Source organism: Massilia sp. MS-15 (assembly GCF_020176695.1).
Lineage (GTDB): Bacteria > Pseudomonadota > Gammaproteobacteria > Burkholderiales > Burkholderiaceae_D > Telluria > Telluria hydrophila.
On the sequence record NZ_JAIWIA010000028.1, the window covers coordinates 16,245 to 38,286 of the forward strand.

Consider the following 22,042-nt stretch of genomic DNA (forward strand, 5'->3'; position numbering starts at 1 on the left):
ATCTAATAATTAAAGGGGGAGTTTACAATCGCCCCATGCTCTCCGAATTCGATCTCATCAAACGCTACTTCCAGCGCGCGCGTCCGGGCCGGGCCGACCTCGGCATCGGCGACGACTGCGCCCTGCTCACCCCCACGCCCGGCCACCAAATGGCGATCTCGAGCGACATGCTGGTCGAGGACCGCCACTTCTTCGCCGGCGCCGATCCCTTCATGCTGGGCCACAAAAGCCTGGCGGTGAACCTGTCGGACCTGGCGGCGATGGGCGCACGGCCCCTCGCCTTCACGCTGGCCCTGAGCCTGCCCGCCGCCGACCCGGCCTGGCTGGACGGCTTTTCGCGCGGGCTGTTCGCGCTGGCCGATGCCCACGGCTGCGAGCTGGTCGGCGGCGACACCACCAAGGGGCCGCTCAACATCTGCATTACCGTGTTCGGCGAACTGGTGCCGGGCCATGCGCTGCGGCGCGACGCGGCCAGGGCGGGCGACGACGTCTGGATCTCGGGCACCCTGGGCGACGCGCGCCTGGCCCTGGCCGGCTACTGGAAGGAAGTGGCGCTGGCCGGCGCCGACCACGCGCAGGCGGCGCAGCGCATGCACATGCCGGCGCCGCGCGTGGCGCTCGGGCTGGCGCTGGCGGCGCAGCCGGTGGCCCACGCGGCGCTCGATATCTCGGACGGACTGGTGGGTGACCTCGGGCATATCCTCGCCGCGTCCCGGGTCGGCGCGACGCTGGAGGTGGATGCGTTGCCGGCCGGACCGGTGCTGGCGCGCCAGCCGCCCGAACTGCGGCGCCGGTTCACGCTGGCGGGCGGGGATGATTACGAACTGTGCTTCACGGCCCCGGCGGCCCATCGGGAAGCGGTGCTCGAAGCGGGGCGCGCGAGCGCGACGGCGGTGACGCGGGTCGGGCGCATTGAGGCGAAGCCGGGGCTGCGTCTGGTCGATGCGCAGGGGGTGCCACTCGACCTTCAGGTGAGCGGGTGGGATCACTTCAGCTGAGCAGCGCTTGTCCCATCGCGCGGCGTCCTGCGGTCGTCGTACGGTCCGTAGGTCAGCCAGTAATGCCGGAACGCCAGCCGGACGTTCTCGCGCAGCTGCAGGTCGTCCCACGGCTTCGTATAGAAGCGGTAGATCGCCCCGCGGTTGATCGAGTCCAGCACCGTCTCCACCCCCGTGTCGCCGGACAGGATGATGCGGATGGTTTCCGGATACATCTCCTTGACCTTGCTGAGGAACTCGGTGCCGCTCATGACCGGCATGCGCTGGTCGCACAGGATCACCTGCACCCGGTACAGGGCCAGCAGTTCGAAGCCCTCGGCCGGCGATGAAGCCGTCAGCACCCGGTAGTTGTCGCGCCTGAACAGGCGGTGCAGCGCGGTCAGCACGTTGACGTCGTCGTCCACGATGAGCAGGGTCTGCAGCGTGTCGTCGTGCGCCGGCGGCTGGTCGGGCCGGGCGCGGTTTTCCTGCACCAGCCGGGCCAGTTCCTCGCCCGGCAGCGCGCGCGAGAAATGGAAACCCTGGATCTCGTCGCAGCGGTGGCGCCGCAGGTAGGCCATCTGGGCACGCGACTCGACCCCTTCCGCGATCACCTGCATGTGCAGGCTGTGCGCCATGCTGATGATGGCCAGCGCGATCGCGGCGTCGTCCGGATTGGTCACGATGTCGCGCACGAAGGCGATGTCGATCTTCAGCTTGTCGATCGGGAAGCGCTTCAGGTAGGCCAGGCTCGAATAGCCGGTGCCGAAATCGTCGATCGCGATGCGGATGCCCAGTTCCTTCAGCCGCCCCAGCACCGCGATGGTGTGCTCGGCGTTCGACATCAGCGCGCTTTCGGTCAGCTCCAGTTCCAGCAGGCCCGGCTCGACCTCGTGGCGCGCCAGCGCGGCGCGGATCACGCTTTCCAGGTCGCCCTCGACGAACTGGCGGCTCGACACGTTCACCGCCACCCTCAGGTCGCGCACCCCCTGCGCGCTCCACGCCGCGATCTGGCGGCAGGCCTCGTCCACGATCCATTCGCCGACCCGCACCACCAGCCCGGTCTCTTCCATGATCGGCACGAACTCGGCCGGATAGACCAGGCCGAAGCCGGGCCGGTTCCAGCGCAGCAGCGCCTCCACGCCGGAGACGCGGCCGGTGTTCAGCTCCAGCTTGGGCTGGTAATACAGCACGAACTGGCCGTCCTCGAGCGCCCCGCGCAGCGCCAGTTCCAGGTCGAGGCGGGCCAGCACCTGCACGTTCATGCCGGCGGTGAAGAAGCGGTAGCCGTCGCGCCCCGCTTCCTTGGCGCGCACCATCGCGGTGTCGGCGTACTTGACCAGGGTACCCGGATCGGTCGCGTCTTCCGGGTACATCGCGATGCCGATGCTGGCGGTGAGCCCGGCCTGCTGGCCGTGCAGGTCGAACGGCGTGCGCAGCGTCTCGCGGATCTCGTTGGCCACGCTCACCGCTTCCTGCTGGTCGCGGGTCATGGTCAGGAACAGGGCGAACTCGTCGCCGCCCAGGCGTCCGACCGTGTCGCGCAGTCGCACCACCCGCACCAGGCGCGTGCTGAACTGGCCCAGCAACTCGTCGCCGCGCGCGGTGCCGAGCGAATCGTTGACGATCTTGAAGCGGTCCAGGGTGATGCACATGACCGCCACGCGCCAGCTCTTGTCGCGCGCCAGCTCGATCGCTTCGCGCAGGTTCTGGAAGAACAGGGTGCGGTTCGGCAGGCCGGTGAGCGCGTCGTAGCTGGCCATGTGGCGCATCCGTTCCTGCGCGTGCAGGCGCTCGCTGATGTCGCGCGCCACCGCGATCAGCATGCGGCTCTTGCCCAGGTCCTGCAGCTTCCAGCTGATCTCCACCGGCACCGCACCCTGTCCGCCGGCGCGCAGCAGTTCGGTCTCGACGATGTCGCCCGGCAGCGCGTCGAAGCTGTGCGCCGCGTCGTCCGCGTCCGGCGCCGCGCTGCGCGCCCCGCCATGGGCCAGCGCGTCGGCCGCCAGGTGGCGCGCGAGCAGCGCGCGCGTGGCCAGTCCCAGCGCCACCGGATCGATGCGCAGCAGCGCATCGCGCGAGAAGCCCAGCATGCGGCAGGCGCCATCCGAGACATCGACCATCGCCATCGAGGCAGTGTCGATCAGGAAGATCGCATCCGGGGTGGCGTCCATCGCGCCGCGAAAGCGCGCCAGCTCGGCGGTGCGCTCGCGCACCTCGCCTTCGAGCTGCACGCCGTAGTCCTGAGACTCGCGGTGCAGCAGGCGCACTTCGAGCAGGTTGCGGATGCGGGTCATCACCTCCACCGTGTCGAAAGGCTTGCCGATGAAGTCGCGCGCGCCGGCTTCCAGCGCCGCCAGCTTCTTGTCCGGTTCGGCCGTCACCACCAGCACCGGCAGCCAGGAATCGCTTTCCAGCGGCTTCAGGGCCTCCATCACGTCGAAGCCGTCCATGCCCGGCATGTGCAGGTCGAGGATGATCAGGTCGAAGCGGTGCTTCAGGTGCAGCGAGACCACCTGGCGCGGGTCGTTGGTACTGGCCACGTTCTCGTAGCCGGTGGTCTTGAGCAGGTATTCGAGCAGCTGGACGTTGACCGGTTCGTCGTCCACGACCAGGATGCGCGCGCGGCGGATGTCGTTCAGTGAAATCATGCGTCCTTCCTTGCGGCCGGCGCGGTGGCATCCGCGTCCGTATCGTTGTCCGTGTTCTGCGCCGGCGCGCAGCGGCGCTGCGCCAGCGTGCTGTTGATGGCCTCGGTGAACTGGCCGATGTCGATCGGCTTGGTCAGGTAGCGGTCGAAGCCGGCCGCCAGGCCGCGCTCGATGTCGCGCGGCATGGCGTTGGCGGTGAGGGCGATGACGGGAATGCCGGACGTGGCCGGGTCGGCGCGCAGCTGGCGCAGCACTCCCAGGCCGCCCATGCCTGGCAGGTTCAGGTCGAGCAGGATCAGCGCCGGCTGGCGCGCGCGCGCCAGCGCCAGGCCCAGGTGGCCATCGGGCGCCGACAGCAGCTGCAGGTCGCGCCGAAAACGCACGATCTCTTCCACCAGGCGCAGGTTGGCCGGATTGTCCTCCACATACAGCAGCAGCCGCGGCGCCGGGCCGGCGCCCTCGCCTGCCGGCGCGGACGCCCCCTCCACGCCGGGGGAAGCGGCCTGCGCGCCCGGCGCCGTCATCGCCGGCGCCGCCAGCGGCGCGGTGCTGGCCAGCTCGATCCAGAACACGCTGCCCACGCCCGGGCTGCTGGACACGCCAATCTCGCCGCCCATCAGTTCCACCAGGCGCTTGGTGACCACCAGGCCGATCCCGGTGCCTTCCTGGTTGCCGCCCTCCTGGCCGAGGCGGTTGAAGGGCTGGAACAGGCCGGCCACCTGCTGCGCATCGAGGCCGGCGCCGGTATCGCGCACCGACAGGCGCAGCCGGCTCGGCCCGACCTGCGCACAGTCGACCACCACCGCGCCCGCCTCGCGGTTGTACTTGACCGCGTTCGACAGCAGGTTGAGCAGCACCTGCTTCAGGCGCGTGCGGTCGGCCAGCACCATTGCGCCCGGGGTCTCGGGAAACAGCACGCGCACCCCGCGCGCGGCCGCGATCGGCGCCACCATGGTGCGGGTCTCCAGCAGGATCTCGTCCAGCACCACTGGCTCCATCGACAGCGTCACCGTGCCCGATTCCACCTTGGCCAGGTCGAGGATCTCGTTGATCAGGGTGAGCAGGTGCCGGCCCGACTTCAGGATGTGACTGGCGAACTCCTTCTTCTGCTCGAGGGTCGAGGGCAGCGTATCGAAGGTGAGGATCTGGGCGAAGCCGAGGATCGCGTTGAGCGGCGTGCGCAGCTCGTGGCTCATCGAGGACAGGAAGGCCGACTTGGCCTGGTTGGCGCTGCGCGCTTCCTCGATCGCATTGGCCAGTTCGGCGTTGGCAAGTGCCAGCTGCAAGGTGCGCTCGTCGACGCGCTGCTCGAGCTGTTCGTTCAGGCGCATGATTTCCTGCTGCGCGCGGGTACGTTCGGCCGCCTCGCGCGCGATCGCGCTGCTCGAGGTTTCCAGTTCGCGCGTGCGGCCTTCGATCTCGGTCAGCATGGCATTGAAGGAATCGACCAGCTCCCCTGCCTCGTCGTCGCTGATGCGCGGCGCGCGGCGCGAATAGTCGCGGGTGGCGACCACGTCGCGCGCGATCTCGGTGATGGCCACGATCGGCGCGGTCACGACCCGTCCCATGCGCCGCATCATGAGGTAGACCACGCCCAGCGCCAGCAGGGCCACCGCCAGCGCGATGCCGAGGTAGTCGAGGGTGCGCCCGAGCAGCCGGTTCTCGGCGCGCAGGTAGACGGTGCCGAGGGTCTCGCCATTTTCGACGATGCGATGGTGGAGCACCAGGTCCTGGCGGTCGGAGGCGGGCGCGCCGGACAGGGCGGCCGGCATGGCGCGCGCTTCGCTGCTGGCGCGGTAGGAGGCGAACAGCTCGCCGTTGGCGTCGTAGATGGCGGCCGCGCGCACCTCGGGGCGGGTGCGCAGCAGGGCCAGGTTCTCGTTGGCCAGGCGCGGATCGTCGAAGGTCAGCGCGGCCGAGCTCATATGGCCGACCAGCTCGGCCTGGGTCGCCAGGTCGTTCAGCAGGCTGCGGTGGTAGCTGCGCAGGTCGTACACGATGATGATGGCGATCGACAGCAGGAGGGCCGGCAGGGTGGCCGTCATCACGGCCGACACCAGCTTGCTGCGGATCGAGCGCGCGCCCATCACGCAGTCTCCGCCACACGGCGGGCGGACGCGGGCCGGCCGGCCATGCCGCAAACTTGCGCCGGCCCCATCCGGTCACGCGCAAATCGTACGAGCGGCATCGAGGGTCCTACCAATAGCGGAAAACAGTGATTCAAGCATAACGGAGCAACCCCTCCCATGGCGCACAGAAGTGTTCACTTTTCAAAATGGTCACGCCCTTCCCGATGCACCCATGCGTGGCGGGTGAAAGCTGATATTTCGTGCAAGCTTTCTGTATCGGCCGGGCACGGAGCGCGCTAGAATGAAGCTGCGCGCGGCCTGCGTGCGCCACTGTCCGGCAACCGGTCCTCACCGCATTCAAAGGAGCCTCACGTGACGAACGATATTCTCGATCTTGCTACCAAAGTCGGCCAGGCGCTCGAGGCCAGGCGCCTGGTGCTGGCCACCGCCGAGTCCTGCACCGGGGGCGGCGTGTCCCAGGCGATCACCGAGATCCCCGGCTCCACCGGCTGGTTCGACTGCGGCTTTGTCACCTATTCCAACGCCTCCAAGACCGAGCTGCTCGATGTGCCGGCCGCACTGATCGCGCAGTTCGGCTCGGTGAGCGAGGAAGTGGCCGGCAAGATGGCCGAAGGGGCGCTGTCGAACAGCATGGCCGATGTCGCGCTGTCCACCACCGGCATCGCCGGCCCGACCGGCGCGGTGCCGGGCAAGCCGGTGGGTACGGTGTGCTTCGGCTGGTCGCGCGGCGACACGACCTTTACCGAGCGCCTGGTATTCCAGGGCGACCGCCGCTCCGTGCGCGAGCAGACCGTGGCGCACGCGCTGCGCGGCCTGCTGCGCTTCATCGAATAGCGCCGGCCGCCATGGGCCGGCTCGCGGCGCGCCTGCTGGGCGGCCTGGCGCTGCTGGCGGCCGGACCGGGGTCCGCCGCGCCGCCGGTGTCGGCCACAGCGGCCGCAGCGGCCGCCTACACGGTCTATGCGGCCGGCGACATCGCGCGCTGCAAGCATCCCGACCCGCGCTGGTCGGGCGCGGCCGCCACCGCCAGCCTGGTCGAGGGCCTGCTGCGCACCGACCCCGATGCCGCCGTGCTGTCGCTGGGCGACCATACCTATCCGCACGGCACGGCGGCGGAATTCGCCCGCTGCTATGCGCCGACCTGGGGACGTTTCCGCGACCGCACCTGGCCCACGCCCGGCAACCACGAGTACGCGACGCCCGGCGCCAGGCCCTATTTCGACTACTTCGGCGAACGCGCCGGCAAGGGCCACTACAGCCTGCGGCTCGGCAGCTGGCTGGTGATTTCGCTCGACAGCAACCTGAGCGGTGCCGCGCACGCCGCCCAGCTCGACTGGCTGCGCGCGGAGCTGGCGCGCCAGCCGGCGCGCTGCACACTGGCGTTCTGGCACCATCCGCTGTACAGTTCGGGCGGGCACCTGGGTCCGGGCCGCATGCGCGACGCCTTCGCGCTGCTGCACGCGGCCGGCGCCGACATCGTGCTGTCCGGCCATGACCACGACTACGAGCGCTTCGCGCCGCAAGACGCCGACGGTGGCCTGGACCGCGCGCGCGGCGTGCGCCAGTTCGTGGTCGGCACCGGCGGCGCCTATGCCACGCCCTTCCTGCAACTGACCGCCAACAGCGAAGTGCGCGAAGCCAGCTATGATGGCGTACTGGCGCTGCGCCTGCTGGACGGCGCCTACGAATGGCGCTTCCTGCCGGCCGACCCGGCCCGCGTGCGCCCGGGCGCCACCCCGGACCATGGACGCGCCAGCTGCCATTGACCGGAGCCCGACATGAAACTCTCCTGGCTGCTCCTTGCTACCCTGATGCTGACAACTTTTTCTCCCATGGCCGGCGCCCAGCCGGCCCCCGCCCCGCTGCCCCACATTGCTTTCGACAAGACCGTCCTGCCGAACGGCCTGCAGCTGATCCTGGTCGAAGACCGGCGCCTGCCGGTGGTGGCGGTCAACCTCTGGTACCACGTGGGCCCGGCCAGCGAAGCGCCGGGCCTGACCGGCTTCGCCCACCTGTTCGAACACATGATGTTCGCCCAGACCCGCCACATCCCGCGCGGCATGGCCGACCGCCTGCTGGAAGGCGCCGGGGCCACCGACAGCAACGGCGGCACCGGCTACGACCAGACCGCCTACTACGATACCGTGCCCTCGAACCAGCTGGAGCTGGCGCTGTGGGTGCACGCCGACCGCATGGGCTACCTGCTCGACGTGCTGGACCAGGAAGCGCTGAGCATCCAGCAGGACGTGGTGCGCAACGAGCGCCGCCAGACGGTCGAGGACGAACCCTACGGCCTGGTGCGCGAGGCGCTGGCGCATGCGCTGTTCCCCAAGGGCCATCCGTACCACGCCTCGATCATTGGCTCGCATGCCGACATCCAGAACGCGAAGCTGGAAGACGTGCGCCAGTTCTTCGCCCGCTACTACGGTCCGAACAACGCCAGCCTGGTGATCGCGGGCGACATCGACAAGGCAAAGACCCGCGCCCTGGTCGAGCGCTATTTCGGCAGCTTCCGGCGCAGCCCGCCGGTGGCGCGCCCCAGCGTGGCGACCCCGCCAATCACCAGCGAGCGCCGGGTGGTGGTACGCGACCGGATCGAGCTGCCGCGCGTGTTCATGGGCTGGCACACGCCGCCCGCCTACGGGCCGGGCGACGCCGAACTGGCGGTGGCGGCGGAAATCCTCGGCGGCGGCAAGTCCAGCCGCCTGTACAAGAAGCTGGTCTACAAAAACCAGATCGCGCAGGACGTGGACGCCAGCCAGAACGCCCTGGGCCTGGTCTCGACCTTCGTGATCGACGTCACCGCGCGCCCCGGGCACGACGCGCGCGAGCTGGAAGCGGCGATCGACGCCGAGCTGGCAGCGCTGCGCGAGCACGGGCCGACGCTGCGCGAAGTCGAGCGCGCCCGCAATAGCCTGGAGACCGCGCTCCTGAGCACGATCGAAAAGCTGGGCGGCGATGGCCTGGCGGACCAGCTCAACCACTACAACCAGTATACGGGCGACCCCGGCTACCTCGGCAAGGACCTGGAGCGCCTGCGCCGCGTGAGCCCGGCCGACGTGCAGCGCGCCGTGCGCAGCTGGCTGCGCCAGGACGCGCGCGCCGTGGTCACCGGCGTGCCCGGCAAGCCGGTGATCCACGATCCGCGCCCGCCGAAGGCACGCTCCGCCGCCCCGGTCGCGGGTGGCGGCACGAGCGCAGGCATCAATGCCCCCGAAGCCTGGCGCGCGCACAGGCCGAAAGCCGGACCGCCCCCCCAGTTCACGCCGCCGCAGGGCGAATCCTTCCGGCTGGAGAACGGCCTGACCGTGATCCACCACCAGCGCCCGGGCGTGCCGCTGGTGTCGGCCCAGCTGGTGGTGCGCAGCGGCAGCGCCGCCAATCCGGCCGGCCTGCCGGGCCTGGCCGGCTTCACGGCGCACATGCTGGAAGAAGGCACGGCCACCCGCAGCGCGCCCCGGATCGCTGACGAGATCGCGCAGCTCGGCGCTTTCCTCGACACCGCCAGTGGCGCCGACGCCTCGGCCGTCTCGCTGCTGGCGCTGCGCGCGGGCTTCCCTGCGGCGCTGGAGATCATGGCCGACATCGTGCAGCGCCCGGCCTTTCCCATCGCCGAAATCGAGCGCCAGCGCGCCAGCCGGGTCGGCGACCTGGTCCAGCAGCGCGACGATCCGGAAGCGGTGGCGGCGGTGGCGGCGCTCGGCGCGCTGTACGGTAGCCGCCATCCCAAGGGCCATGGGCAGCTCGGCACCGAGCAGGCGATCCGCGCCGTGACGCGCGACGACCTGGTCGACTTCTGGCGGCGCCACTACGTGCCCGGGAATGCCGCCCTGGTGGTGACGGGCGACATCGCGCACGCCGAGCTGAAGACGCTCGCCGCAACGCACTTCGGCGCCTGGGCGCGCGCCGAGGTGCCGGCCGCGAGCTCGCCCGCGCCAGCCGGCACCCGCGCACGCCTGGTCGTGGTGGACCAGCCGGACGCGGTCCAGACGGCGCTGCAGGTCGGCACGCTCGGAGCCGCGCGCGACAGCGCCGACTTCCCGGTGCTGCAGGTGTTGAACGGGGCACTGGGCGGCATGTTCTCCAGCCGCCTGAACCTCAGGCTGCGCGAAGCCAAGGGCTATACCTATGGCGTGTACTCGCAGTTCCACTACGAGCGCAGCCCCGGCCCGTTCACGATCGGCACCAGCGTGCGGGCCGATGCCACCGGCGATTCGGTTCGCATCATCTTCCAGGAACTGGAGTCGCTGCGCACTGCGCCGCTGCCGCCGGCCGAACTGAAGGCGGCGCGCGACGCCCAGGTGCTGTCCCTGCCCGGCCAGTTCGAGACCAATGCCGAGATCGGCGCCAGCCTGGCCGAACTGTTCATCTACGGCCTGCCGCCCGACTACTACGCGCGCCTGCCGGCCCAGCTGTCCGCCGTGAGCGCGGCCCAGGTGCAGGATGCGGCGCGCAAGGCACTCGATCCCGCGCACATGGTGGTGGTGGCCGTCGGCGACCGGCGCCGCATCCTGGCGCAACTGCGGCCGCTGGCGCTGGGCCAGCCCGAACTGCGCGACGACGACGGGCAGCTGCCGCCAGCCTCGCCCTAGGAGCCGGAAATACTGGCGGCAGTGTCTGGCTGGAGTACTGTCTTGAATGAGTGCTAACGGAAAAGGCCTTAGGGGAGATCAAGCACTTCCGTAGTCATCGCCTTGCATGCGCCTTAAGCGAAGTGCATTGGCGATGACGGAAACCGAGCTCAAGCTCATTGCAAGGGCCGCGATCATTGGCGACAGCAGCTGCCCGGTGAAGGGATAAAGTGCGCCGGCCGCCAGCGGAATACCTAGCGCGTTGTAGATGAAGGCAAACCCGAGGTTCTGCCGCATGTTGCGCACGGTCTGGAGCGAAAGCAGGCGCGACCGGGCGATCGCACGCAGGTCGCCCTTGATCAGGGTCACGTGCGCCGAATTGATCGCGACGTCGGTCCCGGTTCCCATGGCGATGCCGACATCGGCCTTGGCCAGCGCCGGCGCATCGTTGATACCGTCGCCGGCCATGGCCACGACCCGGCCTTCGTTCTGAAGCTGCTGCACGAGTGCCAACTTGTCCTGCGGCTTGACCTCCCCCTGCACCTCCTCGATCCCGAGACGCGACGCCACCGCCTTCGCAGTCGTGACTCCGTCGCCCGTTGCCATGACGACCCTGAGGCCGGCGTCGCGCAGCGCGGCAAGCGCCTCTGGCGTGGTTTCCTTCACCGGGTCCGAGACCGCTACCAGTCCCATCAAACGGTCCTCACGTGCCAGGTACATCACGCTCGCGCCCGCCTGGCGCAGTTCCTCCGCAATGCGCTGCATCGGTTTCCAGTCGATCCCTTCGCTCTCCATCAACGCCGTATTTCCCAAGGAGACCCGTTGATCTCGTACGGTACCGCGTACACCGATTCCGCTCGATGACTCGAACGTCTCCGGCTTGTCGAGCCTGAGCTCGCGCTTCCGTGCCTCGGCGACGATGGCGTGCGCAAGCGGATGCTCGCTTCCCTGGTCCAGGCTGGCGGCGATACGGAGCACCTCCTCGTCCTGCAACCCTGGCGCGGCGACGACGCGATCAAACGCGGGTTTTCCTTCCGTGAGGGTACCGGTCTTGTCGACGATCAAGGTGTCGACCTTTCTCATGGCCTCGATCGCCGCGGCGTCGCGAAAGAGTATGCCCTGGGTTGCGGCGCGGCCGGTCGCCGCCATGATCGACATCGGCGTGGCCAGGCCAAGCGCACATGGACAAGCGATGATCAGGACGGCCACCGCGTTGACGAAGCCATATACCCAGCCCGGTTCCGGCCCAAAAAGTCCCCAGCCGAGGAGCGTCGCCACTGCAACCAGCACGACCACCGAAACAAAGTAGCCGGCCACGACGTCGGCAAGGCGCTGCATGGGTGCACGGGAGCGCTGTGCGCTTGCGACCATCTGCACGATCTGCGACAGCATCGTCTGCGAGCCCACGCGCTCGGATTCGATGATGAGGCTGCCGCTGGTATTGATCGTCGCGCCAATGACCTTGTCGCCTGCGCGCTTGGTCACGGGTAGCGGCTCGCCGGTGAGCATGCTTTCGTCGATCGCGCTTTCGCCTTCGATGACGGTACCGTCGACCGGAACCTTTTCGCCAGGCCGCACGCGCAACTGGTCGCCGACGTGCACGTGCGACAGCTCCACGTCTTCCTCGCGACCGTCGGTGCGGATGCGGCGGGCAGTCTTCGGCGCCAGGCCGAGCAAGGACTTGATTGCGGCCGAGGTCTGCGAACGCGCACGCAGCTCCAGGATCTGTCCCAAGAGCGTCAGCGAGATGATCACAGCGGCGGCTTCAAAGTACACGCCGATGCGCCCGTGCATTTCGAACCGCGCAGGGAACAGGCCCGGCGCGACAGTGGCCACCACGCTGTACCAGTAGGCAGCGGAGACGCCAATGCCGATCAGGGTCCACATATTCGGGTTACGCTTGCGGATCGACCCCACGCCGCGCACGAAGAAAGGCCAGCCTGCCCACAAGACGACCGGCGTGCTCAGAGCCAGCTCGATCCAGCTTTGATAGGCCTGTATGCCGCTGAACAGGCGATGGCCCACCATCGCCAGGACGGCGACGATGACCGTCAACGGCAGGGTCCACCAGAATCGTCGGCGGAAGTCGGCCAGCTCCGGATTCTCCTCCTCTTCCAGCGTAGGCATCATCGGCTCAAGGGACATTCCGCATATTGGGCAATTTCCTGGACCGGACTGCTGGATCTGCGGGTGCATCGGGCAGGTGTAGATGGTGCCGGCCGGACCAGCTGGCTGCACGCCCTCCGCCTCTGTTCCCGCGGCGTCGGTGAACGGCTTGTCGGCCACAGCAGTTACGTCGCCAGGTGCGCGTGCCGCAGCGGATCTGGCATTGCCTGTCATTTGAGGCGGTGCGGTGTGATCATGATGGCATCGTCCGTTTCCATGCTCGTGACCTGAATGCTCGTGTGGGTCGTGCTTCATGGTGGCTCCTTGAGAAAGACGTGTTTTCCTGTCCGTCCATTACCCGACCTGCTCGTGCCGGGGTCAGCTGCACCGCAGACAAGCTGCATGCCGATATCCTTGTCCAGCAAGGTATCGCAGATGTTGGCGTAACGGCTAAATAGGCAAGACCGGCAAGACTTGACGGCGCGCTCTGAATAAAACCACTGTAAACCCTCCAACAATGGAAAGGTCAAGTGTTTGCGTTTCTGTATTGGCACCCAGGCGCAAACCTTACTGTTGTCGTAGCGGGGATACGGGCTGTAACGACGCGAAAACTGTCATGCTATACTCGCCGCACCTATGAACCGTCTGCTCACGACATTGCTGGTATGGGTCCTGATGGCCGCACTTCCGCTGCACGCGGCGGCTGCGTCCGTCAACATGTCTTGCGCACCGGTTCCGCAACATGCCGGCGCAGTCCAGATGATCGGGCATGCGCCGCACGCTGGCGCCGCCGCCGATGATCCGCATGCCCATCACGGCATGCACGCCACGGACGCGGCCGACACGGCAGCAGACGGCGGTTCTTCCGGTGCCGAGACGGAAAAGCTGTCGCACCCCTCGTGCAGCGCATGCTCGGCATTCTGTATCGGCGCCCTTGCGCCTCCCTCTTCGCCGCTTGCCGTTCCCAGCTTCGCTGGATCGGAGGCGGTTTTTGGCTCCCCTTCCGACCTGGTCGCCGGTTTCATTCCCGACGGCCCGCAACGGCCTCCACGGCCCTGATCCGCTCAATCGACCAGGCGTTCGTGCCGGCACCCAGCCGCGGCACTGATGCGCCCTGAACCTTGGTGCCACGGCACCGCATGACCGATTTCGAGGATTGAACGATGAAACGCACGCTGTGGGCTGCTCTTGCCGCCCTGTCCGCTGCTGCGCCTGGCGCCCAGGCCCAGCAGCTCCCCACGACGCCCGATCCGGCCGACCCATCCATTGCCGTACCTGCGACCGTATATGAATCGGTGACCGGCCACGTCCCGCCCGCGGGCAGCAAGCAGACGCCTGACAAGACCTGGCGCGCGGCCAATGATGCCCTTGCAGGTCAGGCGAGTCAGGCGGGCCAGGCCGGCCATGCTGGTCATGGCGGCCACGCCGCTCCCGCCCCTGCACCCGCACGAGCGCCCGCACCCGCGCCCGCGCCGGCCACCCCGTCCAAGCATCAACACCAGCACCACTGAGCCGACGCCGATGAGAACAACACAACAACATCCAGCCCTTCGCGCTGTCGTGACCGGCGCCATGGCTCTCGCGCTCGGCGGTTGCGCCACCTTCTCCAGTGATGGAGGCCTCGACGCCGTGTCGTCGATGACCACCGAGCGCATTGGCCAGGACATCCGCCTGCCGCGCGGCACCAGTACGCACACCGAGGCGCAGGCGGAACTGGACGTGCTGCTGAAGCAAGCGCTCACAGCCGATCACGCCGTGCGCGTCGCCCTGCTCAACAACCGCGGCCTGCGTGCTTCGCTGGCCGAACTGGGCGTCGCCGAAGCCGACCTGGTGCAGGCCGGCCGCATGGCGAATCCGTCCTTCAGCTTTGGCCGCATGGGCGGCGGCGGCGAAACCGAGATCGAACGCAGCGTCATGTTCGATCTGGTCGGACTGGTGACGATCCCGCTGCGCCGGGACATCGAAGGACGCCGCTTCGACAGCGCGAAGCTCGTTGCCGCTACCGAAGCGGTGCGCACGGCGTCGGACACCCGCAAGGCCTGGTTCAACGCGGTCGCGGCAGCGCAGTCGGCCCGCTACGCCGAGCAGGTGCGCGAGGCCGCGCAGGCCAGCGCCGAACTGGCGGCGCGCATGGCCAGGGTGGGCAACCTGAGCGCCCTCGACCAGGCGCGCGAGCAGGTGTTCTCCGCCGAGGCCACCGCGCAGCTCGCGCGTGCGCGCCACAACGCGACGGCGGCGCGCGAACGCTTGGCGAGGCTGATGGGCGTATGGGGCGCGCAGACCGCTTTCCAGCTGCCGGACCGGCTTCCCGATCTCCCGGGCGCGCCGCGCGAACCCGGCAATATCGAAGCGCTGGCGATGCAGCAGCGGCTGGACGTCCAACTGGCGAAGCTGCGCACCCAGGCGACGGCGCGCGCACTCGGGCTGTCGCGGGCCACCGGCTTCGTCAACGTGCTCGAAGCCGGCTACGTCAACGCGAGCAAGACCGGCCAGCCACGCGAGAACGGCTACGAAGTCGAGCTTGCCCTGCCCTTGTTCGACTGGGGTGGCGCCCGCGTCGCGAAAGCCGAGGCGCTCTACATGCAGTCGGTTCACCGCACCGCCGATACCGCCATTTCGGCCAGGTCCCAGGTGCGCGAAGCCTATTCCGCCTACCGCACCAGTTACGACGTGGCGAAGTACTACCGCGACGAGATCGTCCCGCTGCGCAAGAAGATCTCGGAAGAGACCCTGCTGCGCTACAACGGCATGCTGATGAGCGTGTTCGAACTGCTGGCGGACGCGCGTGCGCAGATCAACGGGGTGAATGCGGCGATCGAGGCGCAGCGCGACTACTGGCTGGCCGACACCGACCTGCAGGCTGCCATCAACGGTACGGGTGGCGCCACGCTCGGTATGACCGGCGGCGCAAGCACTGACGCCGCGGCGCCAGCACATTAAACAAGGAAACCAGCAATGTCTTCTCGTCGAGATTTCTTCACTGGCGCCGCCGCACTGGTCGGCGCCGGCCTGGTGAGCCGCGCCGGCGCGGCCACCCTGCCCGAAGCGCCCACCATGACCAGCGCGGCAACCCAGCCGCCGCCGGCACCGCCGAATGGCCGTCCCTACCATCCGGTCGTCACGCTCAATGGCTGGTCCCTGCCCTGGCGCATGAACAATGGCGTCAAGGAGTTCCACCTGATCGCCGAACCGGTGGTGCGCGAGATCGCGCCCGGCATGAAGGCGAACCTGTGGGGCTATAACGGCCAGAGCCCGGGGCCGACCATCGAGGTCGTCGAGGGCGACCGCGTGCGCATCTTCGTCACCAACAGGCTGCCGGAGCACACCAGCATCCACTGGCATGGCCAGCGCCTGCCCAACGGCATGGACGGCGTCACCGGCCTGACCCAGCCGGGGATCCAGCCGGGCAAGACCTTCGTGTATGAGTTCATCGCCCGCCGACCCGGTACCTTCATGTACCACCCGCACGCGGACGAGATGGTCCAGATGGCGATGGGCATGATGGGCTTCTGGGTCACGCACCCGAAGAATCCGGCCCACCACCGCGTCGACCGCGATTTCGTGTTCCTGCTGAACGCCTACGACATCGAGCCCGGCAGCTACACGCCGCGCGTCAACGAGATGCTGGACTTTAATCTCTGGACCTTCAACAGCCGCGCGTTCCCGGGCATCGACACGATGAACGTGCGCCAGAACGACCGGGTGCGCATCCGGGTCGGCAACCTGACAATGACGAATCACCCGATCCACCTGCACGGGCACGAGTTCGAGGTCACGGGCACCGACGGCGGCTGGACCCGCCCGGAGTCGCGCTGGCCCGAAGTGACGACCGACGTCGCCGTGGGCCAGATGCGCGCCATCGAGTTCATCGCCGATGAGCCGGGCGACTGGGCATTCCACTGCCACAAGTCGCACCACACCATGAACGCCATGGGCCACGACGTGCCGACCCTGATCGGCGTCGACCACCGCGGCGTGGCCGAGAAGATCACCAGGCTGGTGCCGGACTACATGGTCATGGGCGAAAAAGGCGGTTCGATGGGCGACATGGAAATGCCGCTGCCGGACAACACGCTGCCGATGATGACGGGCCAGGGCCCGTTCGGCGGCGTGGAAATGGGCGGCATGTTCACGGTGCTGAAGGTGCGCAAGGACCAGAAAGCCGGGGACTACACGGATCCGGGCTGGTACCGGCACCCGGCCGGGACGCTGGCCTACGAATGGAAGGGCGCGCCGCCTGCGGCGACCCGTCACCAGGCGGCGGGCGGCCAGTCCATGCCGGCAGCAAGGCCGGCGGAGGTCGAAGTCACGGTGCGCAAGCCCAAGGGGCATCAGGGCCATCACTGACAGGCAAGACCAACATGATCAAGCATGACAACTGAACCGACTCAAGGAAAGAAAACACCATGAACGCAATCCTGAAACTCAGCCTGGCGATCCTGATGAGCGCCGCAAGCCCTGCCGCATTCGCGCAGGATTCCCATGCAGGCCATGGCGCCGCGGCCGGCCACGAGATGGCTGCTGCGGCAGAGCTGACCGATGGTGAAGTCAGGAAGATCGACAAGGACGCTGGCAAGATCACCCTGCGCCACGGCGAAATCAAGAACCTCAACATGGCCGCGATGACCATGGTCCTGCGCGTGAAGGATGCGGCGATGCTCGACCAGGTCCAGGTCGGCGACAGGATCCGGTTCGCCGCCGACCGCGTGGATGGTGCGGTGACCATCGTGCAGCTGCAGAAGGCGCAGTAAGCCGCGCTGCCTGCATCCCGACACACTGCCAGATTCCTGCGCCCGCCGGGCGCGTGAAACCAGGAGAACCACATGCCTATCAGGAAGCTCACAACCGCTGCGCTTGCAGCCGCCGCCATCTTCAGCGCCCCGCCCGCCCTCGCCCACACCAGGCTGGAAGCCTCATCTCCGCAGGCGGACAGCGTGGTCAGCCCGGCGCCGGCGCAGCTGCGGCTGCAGTTCAGCGACCCGCTGGAACTACCGTTCAGCAAGATCAAGCTCGTCGACGACCAGGGCGCCGTTGTCGCCCCGTCGAAGATCGCCGTCGACCCGGCGCATGCCAACGTCCTGGTCGCGACGATGCCGGCACTGCACCCGGGAGCATACCGTGTCCAGTGGAGTACCGTCACGCGTGACGGACACAAGGTCAAGGGCGAGTTCGGGTTCCGGGTCAAGTAGTGGAGCCGGACCTCGCGTTGCTGCAACGCGTCCTTACCGTCGTCCTGAACCTGTCGTTCGCGCTGTTCGCCGGAGGCAGTGCGGCCAGCCTATGGCTGCGTGCCCGGCATTCGCCGTGGGCGGCGACGCTGCTGCCGCGCCTGCGCCGCGTGCTGCTTGTCGCGTGTGGCGCAGCAATGCTGGCCCATGTGGCGATCCTCTGGGTCGAGGCGGCTTCGATGGCGGAAGTGCCCCTGGCCGAGGCATGGCCTGCGGTTCGGTCGGTGCTGACGGCAACCCACTATGGCCTCGCATGGACGATCGGCGCCGTGGCGCTCGTCGTGACGGGCGCGACCTGCGCCGCCGGATCACGCGCTCAAGCGGGCAGCGCGGCGACGGCGCTCCGCATCGCCGCCATCGGCGTGCTGCTGTACAGCCGCAGCATGGTCAGCCACGCCGGCGCTGGCGGCGACTTCACCTGGGCCGTTGCGGTCGACTGGGTCCACCTTGTGCTGGCCAGCGTCTGGACCGGCGCGGTGATCGTGGCAGGCCTGCTCGCCCTGCGTCTCCTTCCCAACGATGAGCTTGCCAGCAGGTCGGACTGTGCCTGTTACGTCGAGGCACTCTCGCGCAGCGCGACCATCGCCCTGGCCGGTATTCTCGTGACCGGGGCGATCAGCACCTGGCGCGTGCTGGCAAGTCCTGCGGACCTCATCGGGAATCCGTATGGCACGACCCTGCTCATCAAGGTCGGACTCGTCCTTTGCGCCGCGGCACTCGGCGGTGTCAACCGGTTCCTGGTGATGCCCCAGCTGATCGCGTCCCTCCAGGCGGCAGGACCGCCGCAACGCAAGGCAAGCCGACGCTTCGCGCGCGTGCTTCAGGCCGAAGCGGTAATCCTGCTTGCGGTCATCATTGCTGCCGCCTTTCTCACCTCGACCCCGCCACCGATGGCGGACTAAAAGAAACCAGCGACAACCTCTCAGGAGCACACATGTTCAAGAAATCAATGGCAGCATCCCTCCTCGCCACCGCGCTCTTCGGCGTTCACGCCAGCGGCTTCGCCGCCTCGCCCAAGGAAACGCTGGAGGCCTTCCATGCGGCACTCACCAGCGGCGACAAAGCGAAAGCGCTGGCGCTCCTGGCGCCGGAGGTGGCGATCTATGAAGCCGGCTATGTCGAACGCTCGCGCGACGAATATGCCAGCCACCACCTCGGCGGCGACATGGAGTTTGCCAGGAGCTCGACCCGGAAGGTCCTGGCGCAGACCGAGCGCATCGATGGCAACACGGCCATCGTATGGGAAGAGAGCGAGACGACCGGTACTTCCCGGGGCAAGCCAGTCCACGTTTTCGGCACCGGGACGGCTGTCCTGGAGAAAAAAGGCGATGCCTGGGCGATCGTGCACGTGCACTGGTCGTCGCGCAAGGCGAAGTAGCCGGGGTTCGCAGGCTGCGCGACCGCCGCAACCTGTCTCCCGCTATAGCAGGAAGGCCACGCTTGCGGCGCGCGCTGGAATCGCATAACATATGAACAAATCTTCATTTGTTTGATATGACAAACCTACCCGACTCCAGCCACGCTCCCGGCGTGATCGATGAACTGGCCGACCTGTTCCACCTGCTCGGCGACGCCACGCGCCTGCGCATCGTGCTGGCCTGCCTGGCGCAGCCGACCGCGGTGGGCGACATCGCCGCCTCGCTCGACCTGTCCAGTTCCCTCGTCAGCCACCACCTGCGCCTGCTGCGCGCCGCCCGCATCGTCAAGGCCGAGCGCCAGGGCAAGCAGGTGTTCTATTCGGCCGCCGATGCCCACATCAGCAGCCTGCTTGCCAACATGTTCGAGCACATCGCCGAACCAGCCCACGGAATCGACGCATGAACCATGATCACGGCCACGGCCACGGACACCACGGCGCCGGCCACCATCACCCCATGCCCGACCCGGCCGGGCACGAGCGTGCCTTCGCGCTGGCGATCGGCCTGAATGCCCTGTTCGTGGCGATCGAGTTCACCTACGGCTTCATCGCCCACTCCACCGCCCTGATGGCGGACGCCGGCCACAACCTGTCCGACGTGCTGGGCCTGGTGCTGGCCTGGGGCGCGGCGGTGCTGAGCAAGAGTGCGCCGACGCACCGCTACACCTATGGCCTGCGCGGCTCCTCGATCCTGGCGGCGCTGGGCAACGGCCTGCTGCTGATGGCGGCCTGCGGCGCCATCGCCTGGGAAGCGGTGCAGCGCTTCGCCGAACCGGCCCCGGTACAAGGATTGACGGTGTCGGTGGTGGCGGGGGTGGGCGTACTGGTGAACGGTTTCTCGGCCTGGCTGTTCATGGCCGGCAGCAAGGGCGACCTGAACCTGCGCGGTGCCTACCTGCACATGGCGGCCGACGCCGCGCTGTCGCTGGGGGTGGTGGTCTCCGGCCTGGTCATCATGGGCACCGGCTGGACCTGGATCGACCCGGTGGTGAGCCTGGCGATCGTGGCGGTGATCGTGTTCGGCACCTGGTCGCTGCTGCGCGAGTCGGTGCAGCTGTCGATGGCGGCGGTGCCGCCCGGCGTGGACGTGGACGGGGTACGCAGCTACCTGGCAGGCAGGCCGGGCGTGAAGGACGTGCACGACCTGCACATCTGGGCCATGAGCACGAACGAGAACGCACTGACGGCCCACGTGGTCATGCCGGGCGGCTATCCGGGCGACCACGCGCTGGACGAGATGGTGGCCGCGCTGCGCCACGACTTCGGGATCCACCATTGCACGCTCCAGGTCGAGGAAGGCAGCACCCACCACGACTGCGCGCTCGGGCATGGCCACGCGCATGGCCACGCCCACGCGCACTAGCGCCGCGCCTCAATCGCACGCGAAGCTGCCGTTGCGGGTGTGCTCCACGTGGACCGGCGGCTGGCCCGGGCTGGCCGCCCCGATGTAGGTGATGGCGCAGGCAGCCCTGTTGGCGGCGCTGACCTTGTTGGGCGCGACCGTCAGGCCGCCATGTTCAAAGCTGATGCGGTAGTCGTCGTTCTGGCCCAGGCCTGTGCCGAGCCCGGCGGCGGCAGCGAAGGCGCGCGCTTCCATGATGTTGCCCGCGGCCGGATAGCCATGCCGGACGTACAGGCCATGACCTTCGAGCAGCAGCGTGCCCGTCGACAGATTGTTGTCGATCATGGCCCTGGCCCGCACCAGGGATGCCGTCGAGGCCAGCGCGCTCCTGGCCGCGCGCAGGTGTTCGGCGCGGGCATCGCCGGCCAGGCTGGCGTAGCGCGGCAGGACCGTGGCGGCCAGGATGCCGAGGATGACGATGACGGAAACCAGTTCGATCAGGGTCAAGCCGCCATGCCGGCCGGCCTTGCGGGGAATGTCGATCATGGCGCGCTCCACGGGAAAGGTGGGCGGCCATGCCGGCGCCGGGGCCGGTCCTCGTTCGCTATGCGCCGCCGGGCAGGTCCCGGCTAGCTGCGCTTGGTCGCCACCCGTGAGAGCATAGGAGCATCGGTGGCGCCAATATTGATTACTGGCAATTTCTTACACGTTTAGCCGCCAAGCTTGGCGTACAGGGCCGTGCTGAGGTAGCGCTCGCCGAACGAAGGAATGATGGTCACGATCATTTTGCCGACGTTCTCCGGCCGCTGCGCCACCTGCACCGCCGCCCACAGGGCGGCGCCGGACGATATCCCGACCAGCAGTCCTTCCTCCCGCGCCGCCGCGCGCGCGGTCTCGAAGGCATCCTCGTTCTTGACAGCGATGACTTCGTCGTAGATGCCGGTGTTGAGTACCGCCGGCACGAAGCCGGCCCCGATGCCCTGGATCGGGTGCGGTCCCTTGCTTCCCTTGGAGAGCATGGGCGAGGCTTCCGGTTCCACCGCGATGGCCTGGAAGCCCGGCTTGCGCGCCTTGATGACTTCGCTCACGCCGGTGATGGTGCCGCCGGTGCCGACCCCGGCCACCAGGATGTCGACCCGGCCCTCGGTATCGCGCCAGATTTCCTCGGCGGTGGTGTTGCGGTGGACTTCCGGGTTGGCCGGATTGTTGAACTGCTGCGGCATGAAGCAGCGCGGATCGGCCGCCACCAGCTCCTCGGCACGACGGATCGCGCCCAGCATGCCTTCGCTGCCCGGCGTGAGCACGAGTTCCGCGCCATAGGCGCGCAGCAGCATGCGCCGCTCGTTGCTCATGGTGTCGGGCATCACCAGCTTGCAGCGGTAGCCGCGCGCGGCGCACACCATCGCCAGCGCGATGCCGGTATTGCCGCTGGTGGGTTCGACGATGACGGTGTCGGGCTGGATCAGGCCGGCCCGCTCGGCGGCCTCGATCATGGCCAGGCCGATGCGGTCCTTGACGCTGTGCGCCGGATTGTGGAATTCGAGCTTGCCGAGGATCTCGGCGCCGGCGCCCCGGCCCAGCCTGCGGATCCGTACGAGCGGTGTGTTGCCGATGAGTTCAGTCACGTCGTTGGCGATACGCATGCCGGGCTCCCGAATGA

The 22,042-nt window shown here is 68.3% G+C and carries 18 protein-coding genes; 13 read left to right on the forward strand and 5 right to left on the reverse strand.

Going from position 1 to position 22,042, the window contains the following annotated elements; translation table 11 throughout:
- Nucleotides 1–35 precede the first annotated feature (35 nt).
- Complete coding sequence (gene thiL / locus LCI23_RS12040; protein WP_224946705.1) at nucleotides 36–998, forward strand: thiamine-phosphate kinase; 963 nt, start codon at nucleotides 36–38, stop codon at nucleotides 996–998.
- Here thiL and LCI23_RS12045 read toward each other — a convergent pair.
- A complete protein-coding gene (locus tag LCI23_RS12045) occupies nucleotides 986–3,628 on the reverse strand; it encodes an EAL domain-containing protein (RefSeq protein ID WP_224946706.1) in 2,643 nt (880 codons plus the stop codon). The genes thiL and LCI23_RS12045 overlap by 13 nt on opposite strands.
- Entirely contained in the window at nucleotides 3,625–5,715 is a 2,091-nt protein-coding gene (locus LCI23_RS12050; RefSeq protein WP_224946754.1) for an ATP-binding protein, read from the reverse strand. Before LCI23_RS12050 ends, LCI23_RS12045 begins: the two co-directional genes overlap by 4 nt.
- 354 nt (nucleotides 5,716–6,069) lie before the next feature.
- On the opposite strand from LCI23_RS12050, the gene LCI23_RS12055 reads away from it, so the two are divergent.
- The 3 genes from LCI23_RS12055 to LCI23_RS12065 are packed head-to-tail and all read left to right on the forward strand — an operon-like array spanning nucleotide 6,070 to nucleotide 10,310.
- Nucleotides 6,070–6,552, forward strand: a complete 483-nt coding sequence (locus LCI23_RS12055) for a CinA family protein (protein ID WP_224946707.1) — start codon at nucleotides 6,070–6,072, stop codon at nucleotides 6,550–6,552.
- A gap of 11 nt (nucleotides 6,553–6,563) precedes the next feature.
- A complete protein-coding gene (locus LCI23_RS12060; protein WP_224946708.1) occupies nucleotides 6,564–7,484 on the forward strand; it encodes a metallophosphoesterase in 921 nt (306 codons plus the stop codon).
- A 12-nt stretch (nucleotides 7,485–7,496) separates the two neighbouring features.
- A complete protein-coding gene (locus LCI23_RS12065; protein WP_224946709.1) occupies nucleotides 7,497–10,310 on the forward strand; it encodes a pitrilysin family protein in 2,814 nt (937 codons plus the stop codon).
- Nucleotides 10,311–10,388: 78 nt separating this feature from the next.
- Here LCI23_RS12065 and LCI23_RS12070 read toward each other — a convergent pair whose 3' ends face one another.
- Nucleotides 10,389–12,710, reverse strand: coding sequence for a copper-translocating P-type ATPase (locus LCI23_RS12070; protein ID WP_268824724.1), 2,322 nt, complete (start codon nucleotides 12,708–12,710; stop codon nucleotides 10,389–10,391).
- Between the two features lie 321 nt (nucleotides 12,711–13,031).
- Here LCI23_RS12070 and LCI23_RS12075 point away from each other — a divergent pair, with 321 nt between their 5' ends.
- The 9 genes from LCI23_RS12075 to LCI23_RS12115 all read left to right on the forward strand — a co-directional run bounded on the left by LCI23_RS12075 (nucleotide 13,032) and on the right by LCI23_RS12115 (nucleotide 20,403).
- The gene (locus LCI23_RS12075; protein WP_224946710.1) at nucleotides 13,032–13,454 is read left to right on the forward strand and encodes a hypothetical protein; all 423 of its coding nucleotides are present in this window, start codon (nucleotides 13,032–13,034) and stop codon (nucleotides 13,452–13,454) included.
- 513 nt (nucleotides 13,455–13,967) lie between these two features.
- Nucleotides 13,968–15,335, forward strand: a complete 1,368-nt coding sequence (locus LCI23_RS12080; RefSeq protein ID WP_224946711.1) for a TolC family protein — start codon at nucleotides 13,968–13,970, stop codon at nucleotides 15,333–15,335.
- Nucleotides 15,336–15,350: 15 nt separating this feature from the next.
- Entirely contained in the window at nucleotides 15,351–16,742 is a 1,392-nt protein-coding gene (locus LCI23_RS12085; protein WP_224946712.1) for a multicopper oxidase family protein, read from the forward strand.
- 59 nt (nucleotides 16,743–16,801) lie between these two features.
- Nucleotides 16,802–17,146 (forward strand): copper-binding protein, encoded by a 345-nt coding sequence (locus LCI23_RS12090; protein ID WP_224946713.1) that lies wholly within the window; start codon nucleotides 16,802–16,804, stop codon nucleotides 17,144–17,146.
- Nucleotides 17,147–17,218: 72 nt separating this feature from the next.
- Nucleotides 17,219–17,584 (forward strand): copper resistance protein CopC, encoded by a 366-nt coding sequence (locus tag LCI23_RS12095; protein ID WP_224946714.1) that lies wholly within the window; start codon nucleotides 17,219–17,221, stop codon nucleotides 17,582–17,584.
- Between the two features lie 17 nt (nucleotides 17,585–17,601).
- A complete protein-coding gene (locus LCI23_RS12100) occupies nucleotides 17,602–18,525 on the forward strand; it encodes a copper resistance D family protein (RefSeq protein WP_224946715.1) in 924 nt (307 codons plus the stop codon).
- 47 nt (nucleotides 18,526–18,572) lie between these two features.
- The gene (locus tag LCI23_RS12105; protein WP_224946716.1) at nucleotides 18,573–19,001 is read left to right on the forward strand and encodes a DUF4440 domain-containing protein; all 429 of its coding nucleotides are present in this window, start codon (nucleotides 18,573–18,575) and stop codon (nucleotides 18,999–19,001) included.
- Nucleotides 19,002–19,117: 116 nt separating this feature from the next.
- Nucleotides 19,118–19,444 carry a helix-turn-helix transcriptional regulator gene (locus LCI23_RS12110; RefSeq protein WP_224946717.1) on the forward strand — a complete coding sequence of 109 codons (327 nt, stop codon included), beginning with the start codon at nucleotides 19,118–19,120 and terminating at the stop codon, nucleotides 19,442–19,444.
- Nucleotides 19,441–20,403, forward strand: coding sequence for a cation diffusion facilitator family transporter (locus LCI23_RS12115; RefSeq protein WP_224946718.1), 963 nt, complete (start codon nucleotides 19,441–19,443; stop codon nucleotides 20,401–20,403). Before LCI23_RS12110 ends, LCI23_RS12115 begins: the two co-directional genes overlap by 4 nt.
- Nucleotides 20,404–20,412: 9 nt before the next feature.
- On the opposite strand, the gene LCI23_RS20640 is transcribed toward LCI23_RS12115, so the two are convergent.
- Together LCI23_RS20640 and cysK are read right to left on the reverse strand one after the other, a co-directional pair.
- Nucleotides 20,413–20,928 carry a prepilin-type N-terminal cleavage/methylation domain-containing protein gene (locus LCI23_RS20640; RefSeq protein WP_307727727.1) on the reverse strand — a complete coding sequence of 172 codons (516 nt, stop codon included), beginning with the start codon at nucleotides 20,926–20,928 and terminating at the stop codon, nucleotides 20,413–20,415.
- A 164-nt stretch (nucleotides 20,929–21,092) separates the two neighbouring features.
- Nucleotides 21,093–22,025, reverse strand: coding sequence for a cysteine synthase A (gene cysK, locus LCI23_RS12125; protein WP_224946719.1), 933 nt, complete (start codon nucleotides 22,023–22,025; stop codon nucleotides 21,093–21,095).
- Nucleotides 22,026–22,042 lie beyond the last annotated feature (17 nt).

Coding starts and splice junctions, on each gene's coding strand:
- thiL (WP_224946705.1), top strand. CDS start 36: ATGCTCTCCGAATTCGATCTCATCAAACGCTACTTCCAGCGCGCGCGT.
- LCI23_RS12045 (WP_224946706.1), bottom strand. CDS start 3,628: ATGATTTCACTGAACGACATCCGCCGCGCGCGCATCCTGGTCGTGGAC.
- LCI23_RS12050 (WP_224946754.1), bottom strand. CDS start 5,715: ATGGGCGCGCGCTCGATCCGCAGCAAGCTGGTGTCGGCCGTGATGACG.
- LCI23_RS12060 (WP_224946708.1), top strand. CDS start 6,564: ATGGGCCGGCTCGCGGCGCGCCTGCTGGGCGGCCTGGCGCTGCTGGCG.
- LCI23_RS12065 (WP_224946709.1), top strand. CDS start 7,497: ATGAAACTCTCCTGGCTGCTCCTTGCTACCCTGATGCTGACAACTTTT.
- LCI23_RS12070 (WP_268824724.1), bottom strand. CDS start 12,710: ATGAAGCACGACCCACACGAGCATTCAGGTCACGAGCATGGAAACGGA.
- LCI23_RS12075 (WP_224946710.1), top strand. CDS start 13,032: ATGAACCGTCTGCTCACGACATTGCTGGTATGGGTCCTGATGGCCGCA.
- LCI23_RS12080 (WP_224946711.1), top strand. CDS start 13,968: ATGGCTCTCGCGCTCGGCGGTTGCGCCACCTTCTCCAGTGATGGAGGC.
- LCI23_RS12085 (WP_224946712.1), top strand. CDS start 15,351: ATGTCTTCTCGTCGAGATTTCTTCACTGGCGCCGCCGCACTGGTCGGC.
- LCI23_RS12090 (WP_224946713.1), top strand. CDS start 16,802: ATGAACGCAATCCTGAAACTCAGCCTGGCGATCCTGATGAGCGCCGCA.
- LCI23_RS12095 (WP_224946714.1), top strand. CDS start 17,219: ATGCCTATCAGGAAGCTCACAACCGCTGCGCTTGCAGCCGCCGCCATC.
- LCI23_RS12105 (WP_224946716.1), top strand. CDS start 18,573: ATGGCAGCATCCCTCCTCGCCACCGCGCTCTTCGGCGTTCACGCCAGC.
- LCI23_RS12110 (WP_224946717.1), top strand. CDS start 19,118: ATGACAAACCTACCCGACTCCAGCCACGCTCCCGGCGTGATCGATGAA.
- LCI23_RS12115 (WP_224946718.1), top strand. CDS start 19,441: ATGAACCATGATCACGGCCACGGCCACGGACACCACGGCGCCGGCCAC.
- LCI23_RS20640 (WP_307727727.1), bottom strand. CDS start 20,928: ATGATCGACATTCCCCGCAAGGCCGGCCGGCATGGCGGCTTGACCCTG.
- cysK (WP_224946719.1), bottom strand. CDS start 22,025: ATGCGTATCGCCAACGACGTGACTGAACTCATCGGCAACACACCGCTC.